Source organism: Pseudomonas rustica (genome assembly GCF_018336155.1).
Classification (GTDB): Bacteria; Pseudomonadota; Gammaproteobacteria; order Pseudomonadales; family Pseudomonadaceae; genus Aquipseudomonas; species Aquipseudomonas rustica.
This window is the reverse complement of record NZ_JAGYHF010000004.1, coordinates 17,702-36,620: the sequence shown is the minus strand read 5'-3', so window position 1 is coordinate 36,620 and position 18,919 is coordinate 17,702. Positions and strand designations below refer to the sequence as shown.

The 18,919-nt window shown below is 58.8% G+C and carries 21 protein-coding genes, 1 pseudogene and 1 riboswitch; of the genes and pseudogenes, 8 read left to right on the top strand and 14 right to left on the bottom strand.

What is annotated here, in order from left to right; genetic code table 11:
* Positions 1–52 precede the first annotated feature (52 nt).
* From KFS80_RS08155 to KFS80_RS08135, 5 genes are all read right to left on the bottom strand, one after another.
* Complete coding sequence (locus KFS80_RS08155) at positions 53–508, bottom strand: HIT family protein (RefSeq protein ID WP_212544474.1); 456 nt, start codon at positions 506–508, stop codon at positions 53–55.
* A 37-nt stretch (positions 509–545) separates the two neighbouring features.
* Complete coding sequence (locus KFS80_RS08150; RefSeq protein WP_053120779.1) at positions 546–1,040, bottom strand: PaaI family thioesterase; 495 nt, start codon at positions 1,038–1,040, stop codon at positions 546–548.
* A gap of 7 nt (positions 1,041–1,047) precedes the next feature.
* Positions 1,048–2,205, bottom strand: coding sequence for a GGDEF domain-containing protein (locus KFS80_RS08145; RefSeq protein ID WP_212544473.1), 1,158 nt, complete (start codon positions 2,203–2,205; stop codon positions 1,048–1,050).
* Positions 2,206–2,311: 106 nt separating this feature from the next.
* The gene (gene ahr / locus KFS80_RS08140) at positions 2,312–3,340 is read right to left on the bottom strand and encodes an NADPH-dependent aldehyde reductase Ahr (RefSeq protein WP_212544472.1); all 1,029 of its coding nucleotides are present in this window, start codon (positions 3,338–3,340) and stop codon (positions 2,312–2,314) included.
* 55 nt (positions 3,341–3,395) lie between these two features.
* A complete protein-coding gene (locus KFS80_RS08135) occupies positions 3,396–3,644 on the bottom strand; it encodes a hypothetical protein (protein ID WP_212544471.1) in 249 nt (82 codons plus the stop codon).
* A 168-nt stretch (positions 3,645–3,812) separates the two neighbouring features.
* Here KFS80_RS08135 and KFS80_RS08130 point away from each other — a divergent pair, with 168 nt between their 5' ends.
* The 3 genes from KFS80_RS08130 to KFS80_RS08120 all read left to right on the top strand — a co-directional run bounded on the left by KFS80_RS08130 (position 3,813) and on the right by KFS80_RS08120 (position 5,881).
* Complete coding sequence (locus KFS80_RS08130; RefSeq protein WP_212544470.1) at positions 3,813–4,457, top strand: ATPase; 645 nt, start codon at positions 3,813–3,815, stop codon at positions 4,455–4,457.
* 86 nt (positions 4,458–4,543) lie between these two features.
* On the top strand, positions 4,544–4,885 hold the full coding sequence (locus KFS80_RS08125) for a YajG family lipoprotein (RefSeq protein ID WP_212544469.1): 342 nt from the start codon (positions 4,544–4,546) through the stop codon (positions 4,883–4,885).
* 354 nt (positions 4,886–5,239) lie between these two features.
* Entirely contained in the window at positions 5,240–5,881 is a 642-nt protein-coding gene (locus KFS80_RS08120) for a LysE family translocator (protein ID WP_053120769.1), read from the top strand.
* Positions 5,882–5,892: 11 nt separating this feature from the next.
* Here KFS80_RS08120 and KFS80_RS08115 read toward each other — a convergent pair whose 3' ends face one another.
* The 5 genes from KFS80_RS08115 to KFS80_RS08095 form a co-directional block, all read right to left on the bottom strand.
* Complete coding sequence (locus KFS80_RS08115; RefSeq protein WP_212544468.1) at positions 5,893–7,086, bottom strand: GAF domain-containing sensor histidine kinase; 1,194 nt, start codon at positions 7,084–7,086, stop codon at positions 5,893–5,895.
* 93 nt (positions 7,087–7,179) lie between these two features.
* Positions 7,180–8,019, bottom strand: coding sequence for a glutathione-dependent disulfide-bond oxidoreductase (gene yghU / locus KFS80_RS08110; protein WP_212544467.1), 840 nt, complete (start codon positions 8,017–8,019; stop codon positions 7,180–7,182).
* An 899-nt stretch (positions 8,020–8,918) separates the two neighbouring features.
* A complete protein-coding gene (locus KFS80_RS08105; RefSeq protein WP_212544466.1) occupies positions 8,919–9,356 on the bottom strand; it encodes a hypothetical protein in 438 nt (145 codons plus the stop codon).
* Between the two features lie 96 nt (positions 9,357–9,452).
* Positions 9,453–9,869: a GFA family protein gene (locus KFS80_RS08100; RefSeq protein WP_212544465.1), complete on the bottom strand. Its 417-nt coding sequence runs from the start codon at positions 9,867–9,869 to the stop codon at positions 9,453–9,455.
* An 89-nt stretch (positions 9,870–9,958) separates the two neighbouring features.
* A complete protein-coding gene (locus KFS80_RS08095; protein WP_212544464.1) occupies positions 9,959–10,885 on the bottom strand; it encodes a LysR family transcriptional regulator in 927 nt (308 codons plus the stop codon).
* Between the two features lie 125 nt (positions 10,886–11,010).
* On the opposite strand from KFS80_RS08095, the gene KFS80_RS08090 reads away from it, so the two are divergent.
* Positions 11,011–11,286 (top strand): DUF2798 domain-containing protein, encoded by a 276-nt coding sequence (locus KFS80_RS08090; protein ID WP_212544463.1) that lies wholly within the window; start codon positions 11,011–11,013, stop codon positions 11,284–11,286.
* Positions 11,287–11,289: 3 nt separating this feature from the next.
* Here KFS80_RS08090 and KFS80_RS08085 read toward each other — a convergent pair whose 3' ends face one another.
* Entirely contained in the window at positions 11,290–11,796 is a 507-nt protein-coding gene (locus KFS80_RS08085) for a cupin (protein ID WP_212544462.1), read from the bottom strand.
* A gap of 229 nt (positions 11,797–12,025) precedes the next feature.
* On the opposite strand from KFS80_RS08085, the gene KFS80_RS08080 reads away from it, so the two are divergent.
* Together KFS80_RS08080 and KFS80_RS08075 are read left to right on the top strand one after the other, a co-directional pair.
* Positions 12,026–13,813, top strand: coding sequence for a thiamine pyrophosphate-requiring protein (locus tag KFS80_RS08080; RefSeq protein WP_212544461.1), 1,788 nt, complete (start codon positions 12,026–12,028; stop codon positions 13,811–13,813).
* A gap of 107 nt (positions 13,814–13,920) precedes the next feature.
* Entirely contained in the window at positions 13,921–14,637 is a 717-nt protein-coding gene (locus tag KFS80_RS08075; protein WP_212544460.1) for a DUF72 domain-containing protein, read from the top strand.
* A 2-nt stretch (positions 14,638–14,639) separates the two neighbouring features.
* Here the strand turns inward: KFS80_RS08075 and mntP are convergent, their stop codons facing one another.
* Positions 14,640–15,203, bottom strand: a complete 564-nt coding sequence (mntP, locus tag KFS80_RS08070; protein WP_212544459.1) for a manganese efflux pump MntP — start codon at positions 15,201–15,203, stop codon at positions 14,640–14,642.
* 6 nt (positions 15,204–15,209) lie between these two features.
* Positions 15,210–15,380, bottom strand: a riboswitch (yybP-ykoY riboswitch).
* 264 nt (positions 15,381–15,644) lie between these two features.
* Between mntP and KFS80_RS08065 the strand changes: the two genes are divergently transcribed.
* A complete protein-coding gene (locus KFS80_RS08065) occupies positions 15,645–16,049 on the top strand; it encodes a DUF1801 domain-containing protein (RefSeq protein WP_212544458.1) in 405 nt (134 codons plus the stop codon).
* Positions 16,050–16,221: 172 nt separating this feature from the next.
* On the opposite strand, the gene KFS80_RS08060 is transcribed toward KFS80_RS08065, so the two are convergent.
* The gene (locus KFS80_RS08060) at positions 16,222–16,440 is read right to left on the bottom strand and encodes a hypothetical protein (protein WP_159812095.1); all 219 of its coding nucleotides are present in this window, start codon (positions 16,438–16,440) and stop codon (positions 16,222–16,224) included.
* 115 nt (positions 16,441–16,555) lie between these two features.
* On the opposite strand from KFS80_RS08060, the gene KFS80_RS08055 reads away from it, so the two are divergent.
* Positions 16,556–16,912 carry a lysozyme inhibitor LprI family protein gene (locus KFS80_RS08055; protein ID WP_212544457.1) on the top strand — a complete coding sequence of 119 codons (357 nt, stop codon included), beginning with the start codon at positions 16,556–16,558 and terminating at the stop codon, positions 16,910–16,912.
* Positions 16,913–17,059: 147 nt separating this feature from the next.
* On the opposite strand, the pseudogene KFS80_RS08050 reads toward KFS80_RS08055, so the two are convergent.
* A pseudogene (locus KFS80_RS08050) lies at positions 17,060–18,739 on the bottom strand (MFS transporter).
* Positions 18,740–18,919: the final 180 nt, after the last annotated feature.

Sequence of the window (18,919 nt, the reverse complement as noted above, 5' to 3'; positions counted from 1 at the left end):
CAAATCACTTTCAGGTCGGCGTACCTCACCAGCATCCCCCAATCAGTCCCCTCTACCTCTGGGAGAGGGCTAGGGTGAGGGGCTCCAGCATCTGCGCAATCCTCATCCGCAGTTCCCCATGCACTTCCTCCGCATAAGGCTCCGCCGTCTTCCAGTCATAAAACCATGCAGGCATTTTGCGTTTGTCGTCCGGTTCCGTGGCGTAACGGGGAAACAAATGGCAATGCAACTCGGGTTCTGAATTACCCAGAATTTCATAGTTCATCCGCAGCGCGCCGGTCACCGCCAATACCACATCACCAAGGCTCGCCATGTCGAGCAGGTAAACCGCCCGGGCCTCCGCGTCCAGATCATTCAAACTCGGCACAACCGGGTCGGGCAGCAGCAGGCAATAGCCCGGCAGAAACTGCACATCCCCCATGACTGCCCAGCCCGAAGCCATACGGCAGATGACTTTGTCGTTGCTGCCATTGCGGGCCATTTCGACACGTTGCGAGATAAGCGACATTCACAATCCTTGATGAAAGTTTTGAGTTCAAATTACCTTAACGTCCGTGCGCTGCATCCGCCAATGATCCCGTATCAACGCGCACAAACACCGAATCACCCACCGCTGTCAGCACATCACCGGCAAACACTTCGCAGATCACCCGCGACTTGCGCCCGACTTCTCCTTCAACTCTGGCGCGCAAGGTCAGCGGCACACCCATCGGCGTCGGCTTGATGAATTTGATGCCCAGATTGCCCGTGACGCAATCGATACGCGGCAGGCTGCCCGGCTCGCGACTCTCGGCGCGGTAGTGGTAGGCCATCGCCGTCCAGTTGGAGTGGCAGTCGACCAGCATCGCGATCAAGCCGCCGTAGACCAGATCCGGCCAGCCGCAGTATTTGGCGTCCGGCACGTGGTCGGCGAGGACGTGCACGCCGTCTTCATGCCAGTAGCTTTTGATGTGCAGACCGTGCGGGTTGCTGCCGCCGCAGCCATAGCAAACGCCTTCTGGCGCGGCGCTGTCTTGCAAAGCAGTGTCGAGGCTGGTCATGGTGTTTTCATCCTGAAAGTGGGAGCCCGGTGAGGCGAATGCGGTTGCGGCCACCGCGTTTGGATTCATAAAGCGCGGCGTCGCCTTGTTCGATCAGCGCCGCCAGACTGGCCGGCGGCGCCTCGAACAGAGTGGCGCCGAGGCTCAAGGTGACGGGTTCGGTGGTGGGGAATGTCTGCGCAGTGGTGCCGAGAAACTGCTCGCGCAGCACGTTGCCGAGTTCGACGATACGTTCGCTTGTGGCGCCGTTGAGCAGGATGACGAACTCGTCGCCACCCAATCGAGCTGTCAGCGCATTACGCGGCAGCAGCGAACGAATCATCTCGCTCAAGGCGATCAGCAAGCGGTCGCCAGCGATATGGCCGTACTGATCGTTGACCAGTTTGAAGTTGTCGATATCGATCAGCAGCAGGGCGCCGGGACGTTCAGCCGAGACATCGGCGAGCAAGCGCGGCGCTCGTTTTTCGAGCGCGCGGCGGTTGTAGAGGGCGGTCAGCGGATCGCGTTCGGCGAGGCGGGCGATCTCTTTTTCGCGACGGTAGCGCTCGGTGCCGGTCATCGACAGCGCAATCAACATGATCGCCATCGCGCCTTCGACCAGTGAAATCTGGATGATCTCACCACGAAACGCCGCCAGATCAATCAGCGAGCCGGGGATGACCACGGTCAGCGCCTTGGCGATATAAAAAGCGCCGTGCACCAGCAACACGTAGCGCAGTTGCACGGCGCCGACGCTCAGGGATTTACCGTGCGGGCGCAGCAGAAAACTGCCTTTGAGCGTTGCCAGTGCCACCAGCAGCGAGTTGGCCGCGAGCATGACTTTCGACCACAGCGGCCCGTCCGGCAGCAGTAGCATCACCAGCCAGGTGACGAAAATCAGGTACCAGGCACTCGAAAGACGCGTCTGCGTGAAGCGTGCGACACCGAGCAGGAACAGAAAGTGTGCGGTCACCAGCAGACCGTTGGCGAACCAGATGCCGATCAGCAAAAAGCCGCTGCTGCGTAGCAAGGCGAGGGTGGAACCGACGGTGATCGTGGCGAAACCGGCGCTCCAGAACAGCAGGGAAGGCTCGCGAATACTGCGCCACTCGATCGCCAGGTACAGCGCCGCGGCGGCTGCAAGCGCGATCGAGATGGTCAGCATTGTAATAGGGTCGAGCGGCATTTCTGAGCGAGCCTGTCTATTGGGCGGTAAGACCGGCGATTGTAAGCGTTTGCGGGTGTTTTGGCAGGAGGGCGGCGCGCACGGCAATCGCCGCCGCGCCGAATGGTTACTGACTGGCGTCGAGCACCACGCGATAGCGCGCCTTGCCGCTGCGCAGATGGTCGACGGCCTCGTTGACCTTGCTCATGGGAAACATCTCGACTTGCGGCAGAATCTGATGCCGCGCGCAGAATTCGAGCATGGTCGCCATGGTGCCCGGCGAGCCAACCGGTGAGGCCGACAACGATTTTTGTTGAGGAATCAGATCGAACACATGCACCGGAATCGCGCTGGGTACGATGCCAACGAAGTGCAACCGGCCGTTGCCGCGCAGGGTCGCGAGCATGGCTGGCCAGTCGAGGTCGGCGTTGGCGCTGATCAGCAGAAAGTCGAGGGTGCCGGCAATCGCTTTCAACGCGCTGCTGTCGGTGGAGGCGACGACGTTGTGCGCGCCCAGACGCTTGGCTTCGTCCTGTTTGTTCAGCGATGAGGTGAACGCGGTGACTTCGCAGCCCCACGCATTGAGAAAGCGCAGCGCCAGATGGCCGAGGCCGCCGATGCCGACCACGCCGACGCGGTCGGTCGGTTTGACGCCGAATTGCAGCAGCGGATTGAATACCGTTGAACCGGCGCAGAACAGTGGCCCGACCAGCGCTGGATCAAGCTGTTCCGGCACTGGAATCGCCCACGCCCAGTGCGAGCGCAAGCGATCAGCGAAACCGCCGTTGCTGCCGATGATGGTCGGTTGCGCGGTGCCGCACAGTTGTTGCGAGCCGCTGATGCAGGACGAGCAGTGCATGCAACTGCCCTTGTACCAGCCGATCCCCACGCGTTGACCCATTTTCAGGCCGCGCACTTGCGGGCCCATGCGCACGATTTTGCCGACCACTTCATGGCCCGGCACAAACGGATAGCGGCTGATGCCCCAGTCGTTGTCGATCAGCGACTGATCGGAGTGGCAGACGCCACAATATTCAACGGCGACTTCAACGTCTTCTTCGCCCAACGCGCCGGGGTCGTAGCTATAGCGCTCCAGCGGTGCGCCGGCAGCGGTGGCGGCCCAGCCGTTGAATGGGGTGGTTTCGGTGTTGCTCATGGGGCACCTCCGATAGGACTCACAGGGACTGTGACAGCCCGAGGAGTCTAGCCGGTCATTGCGCCGGCGCGAGCCAGGTTTCCACCACCCGTCGATCCAGTTCTTCCCAATAGGCCATGCCTAACACCCGCGTGGTGTTCAGCCCACGCAGGTAGCCGCGCAGTTGATTGGCGGTGTCGAGAATGAGCTGTGGGTCGTGGATGTCTTTGTCGAGTAGGACGCTTTCGTACTGGACAAGGTATTCGGCCACCCGATCACGGAAGTCGGGCAGTACGGCGTCGCGGATCAGATCAAACGTTCTCAAGGAAAGATCCTCAGTGATTATTTTCGTTGGAATTGAGTGTGTATCAATCTACACGGCGCGCAACTATCGCTGGAAGTAATAGTGATCATCACGAAACGGAAGTTCTGCTTTAGCGGCGTTAGGCGGAAAATTGCCTCCATCGAACACGCTGCTCAAGGAATTTGCGCGATGAACACATTGACTCGACTGGCCATGGTCGCCCTGCTGATGGGCGGGGCGGTTGCCGCAGCACCGACCTACGCAGACGACGCCCGGTCGTGTCACTTGCAACCCATTACGGCCAGCAGTGCGGCGTTGAAACACACGCAAACGGTCGGTGTGTTGTACAGCGAAAACACCTTGGAAAATCTGCAATACCTGGCGCGTTACCACGCCATGGCGGCGAACGGCGCAAAAGACGCGCTGGACTCGCGGATTCGTGAAGCGTTTGTCGCCAGTTCCGATCCGGAGTTGGCGGTCGACTGGTTGATCAGTTCGTTGCAGCAGCAGTTTTTGTCGGTAACCGTTTACGACAATCTCGATGCGTTGATTCAGGCGCATCCGGACGTGGTGGTCAAGCTCGACACGTTCAATCGCTTGCTGACCCAGCGTAACAGCCTGGTTGAAGCGCGTTTCACCGCGAAGTTCTACGACGCGAATCTGCAATACATCGGCAAGGCCGAAGGCGCGGTGGAGAAAAACTTGCCATCGGTCTGGGTGCATAACCTGGCAGCGCCTGCTGTTGCTGCGCAGATCGACAAGCAGCGTGACCTGCAACTGAATGCGTTGAAGCAGTTCGACGCTTCGCTCAAGGCCCTGGTCGCCGCGAGCTGAACCCAACACATAAATGGCGATGGCGGCTCCGTGAGGCTGAACCATTGCCGGTTAAACCGAACCTTTTATTTTCAGGATTGAACCCGATGCGTCCTTTATTTGCGCCTGTTCTGGCGGTTGCTTCCTTGTTGCTCGGCGGCTGTGCTTCCGCCCCGAACACGCCGAGCCTGACCTTGCAGACCAGCAAGACCCCGGCGCAATACGCCGATTGCGTGGTGCCGAAGTTGCAGGGCAGTGCATTGAGCCCGACCGTTTCGCAGACCCAGCGCAGCTACCGGATCGTGGTGCCGAGCAAGATTTCCGCCGACAACGTGCTGGAGGCTTACAAGGCCGGCACTGGCGGCAAGGTGTTTATCTATGAACGACACTTGCTCGCCTCGAACTTGCTGCCCTCCAGTTTTGAACGTGCTGCACAGGATTGCATCTGAAGACTGTGCGAACACGTATCTGAAAGAGCTCCTTTGGTTGGCCGCAACCAACCAATTCTTTGCCCCGTGCCTTTATTGGGTTGCGGGGCTTTTTTTGCCTCTACGAAATCTCTCATGAGAAAAACCTCTGTGGCATGTGAGGTCATTGTGGCGAGGGGATTTATCCCCGATGGGCTGCGAAGCAGGCCCTCTTTAGATTCAAGAGAAAGGGCCGCTGCGCGCCCCATCGGGGATAAATCCCCTCACCACAATAACCTCACTTGCCACAATTACTCCTTCATCACGGAGCTCTGTGTATGACTGTTTTCAGAGCTGCTGTAACATGCCGTCACCCACCTGCCGCGAGCACTGAAAATGGATTCTCACTCGATTCTGACCTTCACCCTGGTCGGCGCCATCGCAATCGCCAGCCCAGGCCCGGCGACGTTGATGGCGATCAACAACAGCCTGGCCCACGGACAGCGCAGCACGATCTGGTCTTCCCTGGGTAATGCCAGCGGCCTGTTCTGCCTGTCCGCCGCCGCGATGCTGGGCCTCGGCGCCTTGCTCGCCAGTTCTGAGATGCTCTTCAACGCAGTGAAGATTCTCGGCGCCGGCTATCTGTTCTACCTCGGGGTCAAGCAACTGCTGAAAAAGGGCCCAATGCTCGCAGTTGGCAGTGACGGCGATACCAGCAAAAACCGCCCGAGTCGCGGCAAGCTGTTCAAATCGGCATTCCTCACCGCAGTGACCAACCCGAAAGCGACGATGTTTTTCACCGCACTGTTCCCGCAGTTCATCGATCAGGACGCGGCGCTGCTGCCGCAGTTTTTCATCCTGACCTCGATCTTCATGGCGCTTTCGGTGTCATCGCTCAGCGTCTACGCGGCGTTGGCGTCACGCGCCAAAGGCGTACTGACCCGGCCCGCGCTGTCGCGGTGGGTCAGCCGGGTGGTGGGGACGACGTTTATTGGTTTTGGGGCGGCGATTCTGGCGATGCGCCGGCAGACGGCGTAAGGGACGACGTCTCAAACCCACTTGAACTGAGCCGGGAATCGCGCCACAAAGCGTGTTCCCGACTCGGCGTCTGAAGTCACGCTCAACGTGCCGTTGTGCGCCGTGGCAATCTGCGCCGCGATATACAGCCCCAACCCCAAACCTTCTTTGCGATGGCCGGCTTCCGAACGGGAAAACGGTTCGAACAGCAGCGGCATCAATTGCGCCGAAATCGGTGTGCCCTGGTTGGTCAGCGAGATCACGATTTCATCGTTTTGCGCGTAGGCGTTCAAGACTATCGGCGCGTGTACCGAACCGTGAGTGGCCGCATTACCCAGAAGATTGGACAGTAACTGGCTGATGCGCAGCGCATCGCAATACACGCCGCTCGGCACGTTCAGCGTGTGCGTGAACGTCGCTCGCGGGTGTGACGCCTGCACTTCTTCTAGGGTCAGTTGCAGCGTCTGTTGCAGGTCATCGACCAGTTTGCGCTGGATCGGAATCCCGCCACCCAGCCGCCCACGAGCAAAGTCGAGGATGTTTTCAATCAGCACGCCCATGCGCAACGAGCTGTTGCGAATCGCCGAAATCAGATTCAGCGAACGTTTTTCCTCGGTCTTGGTTTCCAGCAGATCGGCACTCATGCGAATCGCGCTCAACGGCGTGCGCAGATCATGCCCAAGCACCGCGATGAACTGCTCGCGCAATCGGCCAAGTTCATTGGCATCGGCCAGTTCAACCTTGGTGGCCGCCAGATGGCTTTGCGTGTCGAGGCTCATGGCGATCAACTGGGCGAACAGCGTCAGGGTTTTCGCGATGGCCGGTTCATCGAGATTGGCCGGCACCGAATCGATGGCGCACAGCGTGCCGAAAAAATCGCCATTGGCTTTGACGATTGGAATGGAAATGTAGCTTTCCAGGCCATAGGTTATCGGTGTGTGATGCGTGGAAAAGATCGGGTGGGTGCTAGCGTGGCCGAAGATCACCGGTTGCTGGTGTTGGCGGATTTCATGACAGATGGTCGATTCCAGCACCAGTTCGCCGCCGGGTTTGAGGCCGAAATCGATCGAGTCATCGACAGCGCAGGCCACCCAGTTGCGCTCAGTGACGCGGGCTACCGCCGCGAAACGCATGCCGGTGAGGTGTTTGACCATGCTCAGAATTACCGGCACGGCGTCTATGCTGCTGATCGCGTCGATGTCGGCTGAGAATTGCGGGTCGGTCATGGCGGGCGCTTCGAGATGAGGTCTGGCAAAGACTATCCCTAATCGCGCGCCATGACTAATGGGCGCTGTGTTGTCAGGAACCGCTCGGGTGCTTCAACCCAGATCTTCAGCCGAATGCCGCTCAGGCACCTGACTCGCCTCATCACCCCACGTGCGATTGACCCGCTGGCCGCGAACCACCGCCGGACGTTGGGCAATGTCCTCGGCCCAGCGTTGTAGATGGGTGTATTCCTGCGCCGCGAGAAACTCCGCCGCTGAATAAACGTTGTTGCGCACCAGTTGGCCGTACCACGGCCACACCGCGATGTCGGCGATGGTGTAACTGTCGCCGGCCAGATACGGGCTTTCCGCCAGACGCCGATCGAGCACGTCGAGCTGACGCTTGGCTTCCATGGTGAAGCGGTTGATCGGGTATTCGAGCTTCTCCGGCGCATAGGCGTAGAAATGCCCGAAGCCGCCGCCGAGATAGGGCGCTGCGCCCATTTGCCAGAACAGCCAGTTGAGCGTTTCGGTGCGCCCAGCCGGGTCTTTGGGCAGGAAGGCGCCGAATTTCTCCGCGAGGTAGAGCAGGATTGAACCGGATTCGAACACGCGAGTCGGCGGTTCGGTGCTGTGATCGAGCAGGGCGGGGATTTTCGAGTTGGGGTTGATCTCGACGAAACCACTGGAGAACTGGTCGCCCTCGTTGATGCGGATCAGCCAGGCGTCGTATTCGGCAGCGGTGTGCCCCAATGCCAGCAGCTCTTCGAGCAGGATAGTGACCTTGACGCCGTTGGGCGTGGCCAGGGAATATAACTGCAAAGGATGCTTGCCGACCGGCAGGGTTTTGTCGTGAGTCGGCCCGGCCGTCGGGCGATTGATACTGGCGAACTGGCCGCCAGACGGTGCTTCGTGTTTCCAGACTTTGGGCGGAACGTAGGGCGACTTGCTCATGAAACAGACCTCGTCATCGATGAATGCACGAGGAGGAATATACCCAATCAAGGGTGATCCATGTAAAACCGGACTGCCTGCCAAACAGTGTTGACCCTGCCGCCGCCTTCGCGAGCAGGCTCGCTCCCACAGGTTTCTCGGGCGTACACAAAATCTCGGTTACATCCCAAATCCTGTAGGAGCCGAGCTTGCTCGCGAAAGCGGTGTGTCAGGCGATGGAGAGGTTGTCTGTGCCGACGCCTTCGCGAGCAAGCTTTGCTCCTACAGATTTCTGTCGAACACAAAGGCCCGTGTACGCCCCAAATCAAATGTGGGAGCGAGCCTGCTGGCGAAAGCGCTGTGTCAGGTAATGAACATGTTGACCTTGCCGCCGCCTTCGCGGGCAAGCCCGGCTCCCACAGGGTTCTCGGCGTATCCAAAATCCCGATCAAACCACCCGATAACTGTAGGAGCCGAGCTTGCTCGCGAAAGCGGTGTGTCAGGCGATGGAGAGGTTGTCTGTGCCGTCGCCATCGCGAGCAAGCTTTGCTCCTACAGATTTTTGTCGGACACAAAGGCCCGTGTACGCCCCAAATCAAATGTGGGAGCGAGCCTGCTCGCGAAAGCGGTGTGTCAGGCGATGAACATGTTGACCTTGCCGCCGCCTTCGCGGGCAAGCCCGGCTCCCACAGGTTTCTCGGCCGTACCCAAAATCCCGATCAAACCACCTATAACCGTAGGAGCCGAGCCTGCTCGCGAAAGCGGTGTGTCAGGCGATGGAGATGTTGTCTGCGCCGTCGCCATCGCGAGCGAGCTTTGCTCCTACAGATTTCTGTCGAACACAAAGCCCGGTCACACCCCAAATCAAATGTGGGAGCGAGCCTGCTCGCGAAAGCAATCTGTCAGACGCTGAGATCTGATTACTGGCGGATATCCCCGCAGAAAATATCGACATTCCCATCAGTCGCGGCCGTGCGCACGACCACGTAATACTCACCGGCCAGCAACGTCGACAACGGCACCGGCGCGCTTCTTGAGAAGGCCCAGCCACGCACCGGTTGGCGCTCTGTATTGACCTTGTCGTTCATCGCATACGCCACGGGCCCGGGCTGTGCGCAGCTGCCTTTGTTGACGAAGGTGTACAGGCGCAAGGGCAGGGAAGCCCCGTTGGGTGCGCCGCTGATGAAGAAGCTGAAGCCAGTTTCCTTGCCCCAGTCGGCGAGCGTGACGTTGCCGATCTGCCCGCTGTTTTGGCGAGTGGCGGTGAGCGTCACGTTTGCGCCGGGTTTAGATGAAGAGGCGCAACCGAACAGGCTGGCGACTACCAACAGTGCGGTGAGTGAATGACTGAATTTCATGGCTGGCCTCCGTTAATGAAGAACTGCAACCACTCAGTTAAGCAGATCGTCGGGCGTCTGAAACCGTCGCATCAACCCGACCACCGTTTACCCTCTTCACGCGCGGCTCTTCGGCCGCTGATCCGCCATCTCGTACCACGACGCCTTAGACGTCAGCTCGACGTGCTTCTGATTGTCCGAGGTGAAGTGCGTATCCAGCGTGCCCAGTGCCACCGAAACCCACTCGGCAAATTCACCCTGTGCCCGCGACCAGAACATCGACGAGCCGCAGTGCGAGCAGAACTGGCGCACCACCGATTCTGAAGACTGGTAGGACTTGAGGTCTTCACCGCCCTGCAACAATTCCAGATTGCCGCGCATCACACTGCCGAAGCTGGCAAATGCTGCGCCGTGGCTTTTGCGGCATTGGCTGCAATGGCAGTGCGAAAGCGCTTTGGGCCGTGAGCGGATCTGGTATTTGACCGCGCCACACAGGCAACTGCCGCGGAAGGTTTGGGGTGAAGGTGTGAGCATTATTGTTTTGGTTCTCCATGAAGGATGTACAGCGATCACCGAGGCGCGACTGTGCCTGATTCCGCGCGTTTCGGCGAGTTCGACTTGTATCAAAAATCCACCGGCCAGCGCTGTTTCAGGTGCTCGGTCAAATACTCGATAAACGCTCTGACTTTGGCCGTCATCGCCGCGCGCTCCTGCACGCAGGCGAAAATCTCCATGGGTTCGACAACTGCATGAGTTGCGTCGTCGCGTTGTGCAAACAACGGCAGCAGCTGGCCGTTTTGCAGATACGGAGCCGCGACGAACTCCGCCAGTCGGGTGATGCCGGCGCCGTGGATTGCCATTTGCGTCAGCGCGTCGATGTCGTCGCTGATCGCGGTCGCGTTGATATCGGCGTCATAACGCTGACCATCGCGGATAAAACTCCAGCGCAGAAAACGCCCGTCCAAGGGATAACGAAATGCCAGGCACGCATGGTTTTGCAGATCATCAGGCGATTGCGGCCAACCGGCGCGCTGCAAATAGGCCGGCGCGGCGCACATGATGAAGGGCAACGAAACGATCTTGCGTGCGACGATGCCGTCCTCCAGTTGCGGCTTGATCCGCAAGCTCAGATCGATGCCGTCCTGGATGTGATTGATCTTGCCGTCGGTGGTCGACAATTCGATCAGCAGGCGCGGATGTTGCGCGGCGAAACCGGCAATCAGCGGCGCCAGCACATGCCGGCCGAACGCCGAGGTCGAGGCGATGCTCAAGCGACCTTGCAGTTCGCTGTCTTCGCGATTGATCGAACTTTGCGCGGATTCCAGATCCGCCGCAATCCGCTTGACCTTTTCGTAATACACCGCGCCGTTTTCGGTGAGTGCCATGCGCCGGGTAGTGCGTTGCAACAGGCGCACACCGAGGTGTGTTTCCAGGCGATTGATGGTCTGGCTGACCGCTGCGGCACTGACGCCCAGCGCCTTGGCGGCGCCGACGATAGAGCCGGATTCGACCACTTTGATAAAACTGGCAATCGCCGCTAACAGATTCATCGATGGCCTGCCGGAAGGGATTGATTCGTAAGTTCTGCTTTATAAAGCACCTGCATTTGGCCGTCTAGTTGAGGGGTCAGGGCTTTGCTAACGTGCCCGCTCCCTGTCAATGGATGGAAAGCCCTATGAATCAAAGAAGCAATGCAGAAGCCGTTTATGTCAGTCGCCGCAAGCTTTCGGCGCGAGCGACGCCGTATGTCTTTGCGTTGTACATGGCGACCATCATGGCTTTTCTGATGTCGCTGGTGATTACCGCCGCCAATTCAGGCATTGATAACGACTACCTGAGTAATGCGCTGCACGCCTACAAGCTGGCGATGCCGGTGGCGTTTCTTTGCATCCTCGTGGTGCGGCCGATCGTGATCAAACTGGTTTCGATGACGGTGCATCCGCATCGTTGACCGTTACTTCGACCACTGCTGGCTGACCGCGCCGTGCAATCCCTGCACCGGATCCGTTTGCGGAAACGGTAGATTCTTGATCTTCTCCAACTGCTGCGAAGTCGGCGCCTCGCGGCAGATATCGGCATGCTGCCCGGGCGGATAAGCGCCGACCACGAGGAAGTCATCGCTTGACCCCAGGTTGCAATGGCCGGTGCCGGCGGGCAGCAGCACCACGTCACCAGCGCTGACTTCAACGGCATGTCCGTTGGGCCCGCCGAGCATCAACTGCGCATGACCAACGGCAACCCCGAGCACTTCATGGCCCTCGGTGTGGTAGTGGTGATAGTCGTAAATCCCGTAGCGCCATTGCGGTGGCCAGCCATTGGCGTTGAAAGTTTGCTCGAACAGCGCGGCAGGGTCGTTGCCTTCGATGGCAATCGCCTGGCGGTAGATTAAAACCGGCAAGCGCGGGTTGTTCGGTACCCATTCGTTGGGTTGGAGCAGCAGGGATTGTGGGGGCGTTTGCATGCTGTGTTCCTCTGCCGAAATTTTGTGTGAATGGCTCTGGCCTCTTCGCGAGCAAGCCCGCTCCCACTTTGGCACGCATTGCAAAATGTGGGAGCGGGCTTGCTCGCGAATGGCCTGCGGGCTCAATGGTTGGATCGTAAACGAGAAACCGTTTCAAGGTAATCAATCGAAACTTCGCCATCCGCGCGACTGTCCAGACCCTTACACCGGCGAAAAGACGAGGATCGAGATGACAACGACAGTAGGCGATTTTCTGGTTGAGCGGCTCAGCCAATGGGGCGTCACGCGGATTTTTGGTTATCCGGGCGACGGCATCAATGGCGTGTTCGGCGCGCTCGATCGAGCTAAAGGCAAGATTGAATTTGTGCAGGCGCGGCATGAGGAAATGGCCGCGTTCATGGCCTCGGCCCACGCGAAATTCACTGGCGAGCTGGGCGTGTGCATTGCCACCTCCGGCCCCGGTGCTTCGCATTTGATCACCGGGCTTTACGATGCGCGAATGGATCACATGCCGGTGCTGGCCATCGTTGGGCAGCAGGCGCGCACGGCGTTGGGCAGTCACTATCAGCAAGAGCTGGATCTGGTGTCGATGTTCAAGGACGTCGCCGGCGCGTTTGTGCAGCAGGCTTCGGCGCCTTCGCAGGTGCGGCATTTGCTCGACCGGGCGGTGCGTACGGCGGTTGGCGAACGTCGGGTGACCGCGCTGATCCTGCCCAATGATTTGCAGGATCTTGAATATCAGGCGCCGGCCCGCGCGCACGGCACCGCGCATTCCGGCGTCGGTTACACCAAGCCGAAAGTGCTGCCCTATGACGAAGATTTGCAGCGTGCGGCAGACGTTTTGAACGCAGGCGAGAAGGTCGCGATTCTGGTCGGCGCCGGCGCATTGCAGGCGACGGATGAAGTGATCGCCATCGCCGAAAAACTTGGCGCCGGCGTGGCCAAGGCGCTGCTTGGCAAAGCGGTGCTTCCGGATGATTTGCCGTGGGTGACCGGCAGCATCGGTTTGCTCGGTACGGAGCCCAGCTACAAGTTGATGACCGAGTGCGACACCTTGCTGATGATCGGTTCGGGTTTCCCGTATTCGGAGTTTTTGCCCAAAGAGGGGCAGGCGCGCGGTGTGCAGATCGATCTGCAGCCCGACATGCTCAGCCTGCGTTATCCGATGGAAGTCAATCTGGTCGGCGACGCGGCGGAAACCCTCGCGGCGCTGCTGCCATTGCTCGAACAGAAAACCTCGGGCAAGTGGCGCAAGAAAGTCGAAGGCTGGCGCGGCAGTTGGGAGAAAACCCTGGAAAAACGCGCGATGGCCAAGGCCAAACCGATCAATCCGCAGCGGGTGGTCTATGAGTTGTCACCGCGAGTGCCGGATGAAGCGATCATCACCAGCGACTCCGGTTCGTGCGCCAATTGGTTCGCCCGTGACCTGAAAATTCGTCGCGGCATGATGTGTTCGTTGTCCGGCGGGTTGGCCTCGATGGGCGCTGCTGTGCCTTATGCGATTGCGGCTAAATTCGCCTATCCCGAACGCTCGGTGATTGCTCTGGTGGGCGACGGTGCGATGCAGATGAACAACATGGCCGAGCTGATCACCGTTGCCAAATACTGGCGGCAGTGGAAGAGCCCGAAATGGATCTGCGCGGTGTTCAACAACGAAGATCTCAATCAGGTGACGTGGGAACAGCGGGTGATGGAGGGCGATCCGAAGTTCGAGGCGTCGCAGAACATTCCCGATGTGCCGTATCACCTGTTCGCGATTTCCATCGGCCTGAAGGGGATTTTCGTTGATCGCGAAGAGGACGTAGCGGGCGCATGGGAACAGGCGTTGGCTTCCGATGTGCCGGTGCTGATCGAGTTCAAAACCGACCCGAACGTGGCGCCGCTACCGCCGCACATCAAGCTTGAACAAGCGAAGAAATTCGCCACGACGTTGCTCAAGGGCGATCCGGACGAGGCGGGGATTCTGGTGCAAACCGCCAAGCAGGTTTTGAGCTCAGTTCTCCCCAGCAAAAAATAACGTCCCCCTGTAGGAGCTGCCGAAGGCTGCGATCTTTTGACGTCGTTTGTAAGATCAAAAGATCGAAGCCTGCGGCAGCTCCTACATTGGAGTTTCGGAGGTGGTGTTTGATTTTCATTGGGTGTGCCGGCTGGAGTCTCGGGCGTGAGCATTGGCCGGCATTTGCGGAGGAGGGCACGCATTTGCAACGCTATGCGGCGCGGCTCAACTGTGTGGAAATCAACAGCTCGTTTTATCGTCCGCATCGCCGTCAAACCTATGAGCGTTGGGCGGATTCGGTGCCGGAAGGGTTTCGCTTTTCGGTAAAAATGCCCAAGCAGATCAGCCATGAACGCCGATTGTTGGATTGCGACGAAGAACTCGATGAGTTCCTGGCGCAGTGCAGCGGTTTGGCTGATCGCTTGGGCTGTTTGCTGCTGCAATTGCCGCCATCACTGGCATTTGATGCGGTCAGTGCCGAAGCGTTTTTCAGTGCGTTGCGCCAGCGTTTCGACGGCGACGTGGTGCTGGAGCCGCGTCATGAGTCGTGGATGGCTGCCGAATCATTGCTGATCGCTTGCCGTATCGCTCAGGCTGTGGTCGATCCGTCGCGCATCAGCAGTGATTCTTCCGCGTTTGGCTGGCAAGCGACGCGGTATTGGCGCCTGCACGGTTCGCCGCGTATTTACCACAGTGCTTACGATGACTCCTATTTAGAGAACCTCGCTAGCGCATTGCAGGCCGCCGATGCGCATGGCACGGCGACCTGGTGCATTTTCGACAACACCGCCAGCGGGGCCGCGCTAGGCAACGCGTTGGCACTGACGGCACTGTCGAACGGCTAGTCTCAGACCGTAAGATGCTCATACAAAATCGTCGCACCGACGATCATTAGCACCACACCGCCAACGATTTCAGCACGCTTGCCAACCATAGAGCCCAACACCCGGCCGAGCATCACGCCGATGGTCACCATGGTCATCGTCGCCAGACCGATCGCCGCCGCAGCTACCCAGATGTTTACGTCGACAAACGCCAGGCCAACGCCCACGGCGAGGGCGTCGATGCTGGTGGCAAACGCGGTGACGGCGAGAATCAGGAAGGAGTGCGAACCCGGTTTTTCTTCTTCCTCTTCTTCATGCTTCAGACCGTTGTAGATCATGTGCAGGCCAAGAACCACCAGCAAGGTGAAGGCGATCCAGTGATCCCATTCGGCAACCCATTGGCTCGCGGCCTGGCCGATCAGCCAGCCGATAATGGGGGTGATGGCTTCGATCACGCCGAAGATCAGACCGGTACGCAGGGCTTCGGTGAGACGCGGTTTATGCAGGCTGGAGCCCTTGCCGATGGCGGCTGCAAACGCATCCGTGGACATGGCCAGCGCAAGGAAGATGAGGGAAACAGGATTCACGGAGATACTTCCAGTCGGGCTATGAGTCAACGACACAACCACACGCCCGACTTTAGGCATGGATGTGTCGTCGGTCTCACCAACCAAAAGGTGTTCGCACCACGGCATGTTGCCGAGAATGTTGATACGAACGCTTCCGCAGTGCACGGAAACAGGCTACTCCCCAACGAGGTGCGGGATCATAGGCGGGGGAGTATGAAAATTTCGTTAAAACCGCCGCTCAAGCTGATATTTACCCTGTGGTGAGGGGATTTATCCCCGATGGAGTGCGCAGCGTTCCCGGCTTCTAAAATCGGGGCCGCTGCGCGCCCTATCGGGGATAAATCCCCTCGCCACAGTTAAGCCTTCACCAGCGTTTCGCTGTTACTTGTGTGGGGTGAAATTGGCGTGGGCAAAGTGTGACGTCTAAAGTTCTTTCTCTCAAATCTCGGGAGAGCCGTGATGAAGAAAGACAAGCCAGAAGAGGGCGCAGAGGCAGCGTCGGTGCTGATCAATCAGCGTATCCAGGAGCTGAACGATTGGCGCGGCGAAACCCTGGCGAAGGTTCGCGCGATCATGCACAAGGCTGATCCGGACGTGGTCGAAGCGTGGAAATGGCGCGGTGTGCCGACTTGGTATCACGACGGGATTATCTGTACGGGTGAAACGTATAAAGCGGCGGTGAAAATGACCTTCGCCAAAGGCGCTGCGCTGGAAGATCCGACGGGATTGTTCAATGCCAGCCTGGAAGGAAATGTGCGGCGCGCGATTGATATTCACGAAGGCGAGACAGTCAATGAGAAGGCATTGATTTCGTTGATTCGGGCGGCTGTGAAGTTGAATACGACCAAGAAGCCCTCACCCTAACCCTCTCCCGGAGGGAGAGGGGACTGACCGAGTTGCTGGATCAAGTTGCGCCGACATGAAATATCGAGCAGAACTCGGGTCTTGAAGGGCATAGAGTTCGGCTCCCTTTCCCCCCTCTACCTTTTGGGGGAGAGGGCTGGGGTGAGAGGGTAAATCTCGCAGACAACCCACCTCAGTTGCCATCCGCCACTTTGCGCTCTATCTCATCGACCTTGCGCTGCAGCGTCTCGGCATCCTGCTCTTTCACTCGGGTAGACGAAGGCGTAATCACCTCATCCACACCTTTGGTGTCGTCATCGTGGTCTTCAAGATCACGCTCGACCACGTTCACCGGTTTGCCGGATGTGTCGGTAGGTGGGGCATTCGGGGTTTTGTCGTCGTTGCTGTTCATGGTGTTGACCTCCAGTGGTGTAAACATTGGAGGCGGTGGTTTGGCAGGCGTTCAGAAACTTTGCGCTCATGCATTAGCCCAAGAGGGATCAATCGCTGTCTGGATGACCCAACCCATGCGCAACAAAACTCTACTTTCAACCGTGTTCGGCTTGTCTGCCCTGATCATCGGCCAGGCTGCTTACGCCGCCAGTTTCGACTGCGAAAGGGCCAAAGCTGCCGATGAAAAAGCGGTGTGCGCCAACCGTGCGCTTAACGACATGGACGTGAGCATGGCGCTGCTCTACAAACTGGATCGCCGGTTTCTGCCGATGGGCGGCCGTGGTGCCTTGATTGACGAGCAACAGGCGTGGCTGAAAAACCGTGGCAAATGCGCCGCTGATGTGAAATGCCTGACCGACGTTTATCAGCAGCGAATTCAAGCATTGCAGCAGATCATCGACACCCGCGTGGTCACCCAGGGCCCGTTCTGAAAGCCTTTCGCGAGCAAGCCCGCTCCCACATTTGACCGAGTTCGATCTCACGAATACGGTCAATGTGGGAGCGGGCTTGCTCGCGAAATGGCCAGTTCGGTCAACATCACCGTCACCGGACAACCACCCAAATCAAGTACACCCGATTCAATCCTTGAGAATGTCGCGATCCTTGGTTTCCGGCAGGAAGAACGTACCCAGTATCGCCGTCATCACTGCAATCACGATCGGGTACCACAAGCCGTAGTAGATATCCCCGGTGGCCGCGACCATCGCGAACGCAACCGTCGGCAGGAACCCGCCGAACCAGCCGTTACCGATGTGATATGGCAGCGACATCGAGGTGTAGCGAATGCGCGTCGGGAACAGCTCTACCAGCCACGCCGCGATCGGCCCGTAAACCATGGTCACGTAGATCACCAAAATGGTCAGCAACAGCAGCACCATCGGGTAATTGGTTTTTGCCGGGTCGGCTTTCTCTGGATAACCGGCTTCTTTCAGCGCAGTGCCAAGGGTCGCGGTGAACGCATCATTGCGAGTTTTGAAGTCGGCGGCGGGCAGGGCGCTGCCGTCGAAACTCTCGACGACTTTGTCGCCAATACGCACCTGCGCCACGGTGCCGGGTTCGGCGGTGACGTTCTCATACGGAATCGCCCGTTTTGCCAACAGCGTCTTGGCCAGGTCACAGGAACTGGTGAATTTGGCCTTGCCCACCGGATCGAACTGGAACGAACACTGGTCGGGGTTGGCGATCACCTTGACCGGGTTTTTCTCCTGAGCGATGAACACATCAGGGTTGCCGTACTGGGTCAGCGCATGAAAGATCGGAAAGTAGGTCAGCGCCGCCAGAATGCAGCCGACCATGATGATCGGCTTGCGCCCGATGCGGTCGGACAGGCTGCCGAAAATCACGAAAAACGGCGTACCGATCAGCAGCGAACCGGCGATCAGCAGGTTGGCGGTTTGCGGATCGATCTTCAGCGTCTGCAACAGAAAAAACAGCGCATAAAATTGCCCGGTGTACCAGACCACCGCTTGCCCGGCCGTGCCGCCGAGCAACGACATGATCACCACTTTGAGGTTGTCCCAACGGGCGAATGATTCAGTCAGCGGCGCTTTCGACGCTTTGCCTTCGTCCTTCATTTTCTGGAACACCGGCGACTCGCTCAGTTGCAGGCGGATGTACACCGAGACGATCAGCAGCAGGATCGACAGCAGAAACGGAATCCGCCAGCCCCACTCTTCGAACGCTTCAGTGCCCAGCGCGGTGCGGCAGGCGAGTATCACCAGCAGCGACAGAAACAGGCCGAGGGTCGCGGTGGTTTGAATCCACGAGGTGAAGAAACCGCGTCTATTGCGTGGCGCGTGTTCGGCCACGTAAGTCGCCGCGCCGCCGTATTCACCGCCCAGTGCCAGTCCTTGCAGCAGTCAAAGGGTAATCAGAATCACCGGTGCAGCGACGCCAATGGTTGCGTAACCGGGCAGCAAACCGACAATCGCAGTCGAGACGCCCATGATGACGATGGTGATCAGAAACGTATGTTTGCGCCCGATCATGTCGCCGAGCCGGCCGAACACAATCGCGCCGAACGGCCGCACCGCGAAGCCTGCCGCAAACGCCAGCAGGGCAAAGATGAACGCAGTGGTTTCGTTGACACCGGCAAAGAAGTGCTTGGCGATGATCGCCGCCAGTGAACCGTAGAGGTAAAAATCGTACCACTCGAAAACCGTGCCCAGTGAGGAGGCAAAGATGACTTTGCGTTCCTCCTTGGTGATGCCGCCGCTGCGCGGTGGACTGCCGGTGGATGTTGTGTAAGTCGTGGCCATGGGTGTTCTCCGTCGTGCTTATTGTTGTAGGCCGGAGTCCCCCAATACCGCTTATCTCACCCTGGCCTTGTGGCAGATGCCTGAAGCGCTGATGCGTTTAAGCGTGCACAGTTAGCCGTCGGGCAGGTGTGCACGCTTTCCTGAAGCATAATCAGCTTCTGGCAGATATCCACTCGCCAG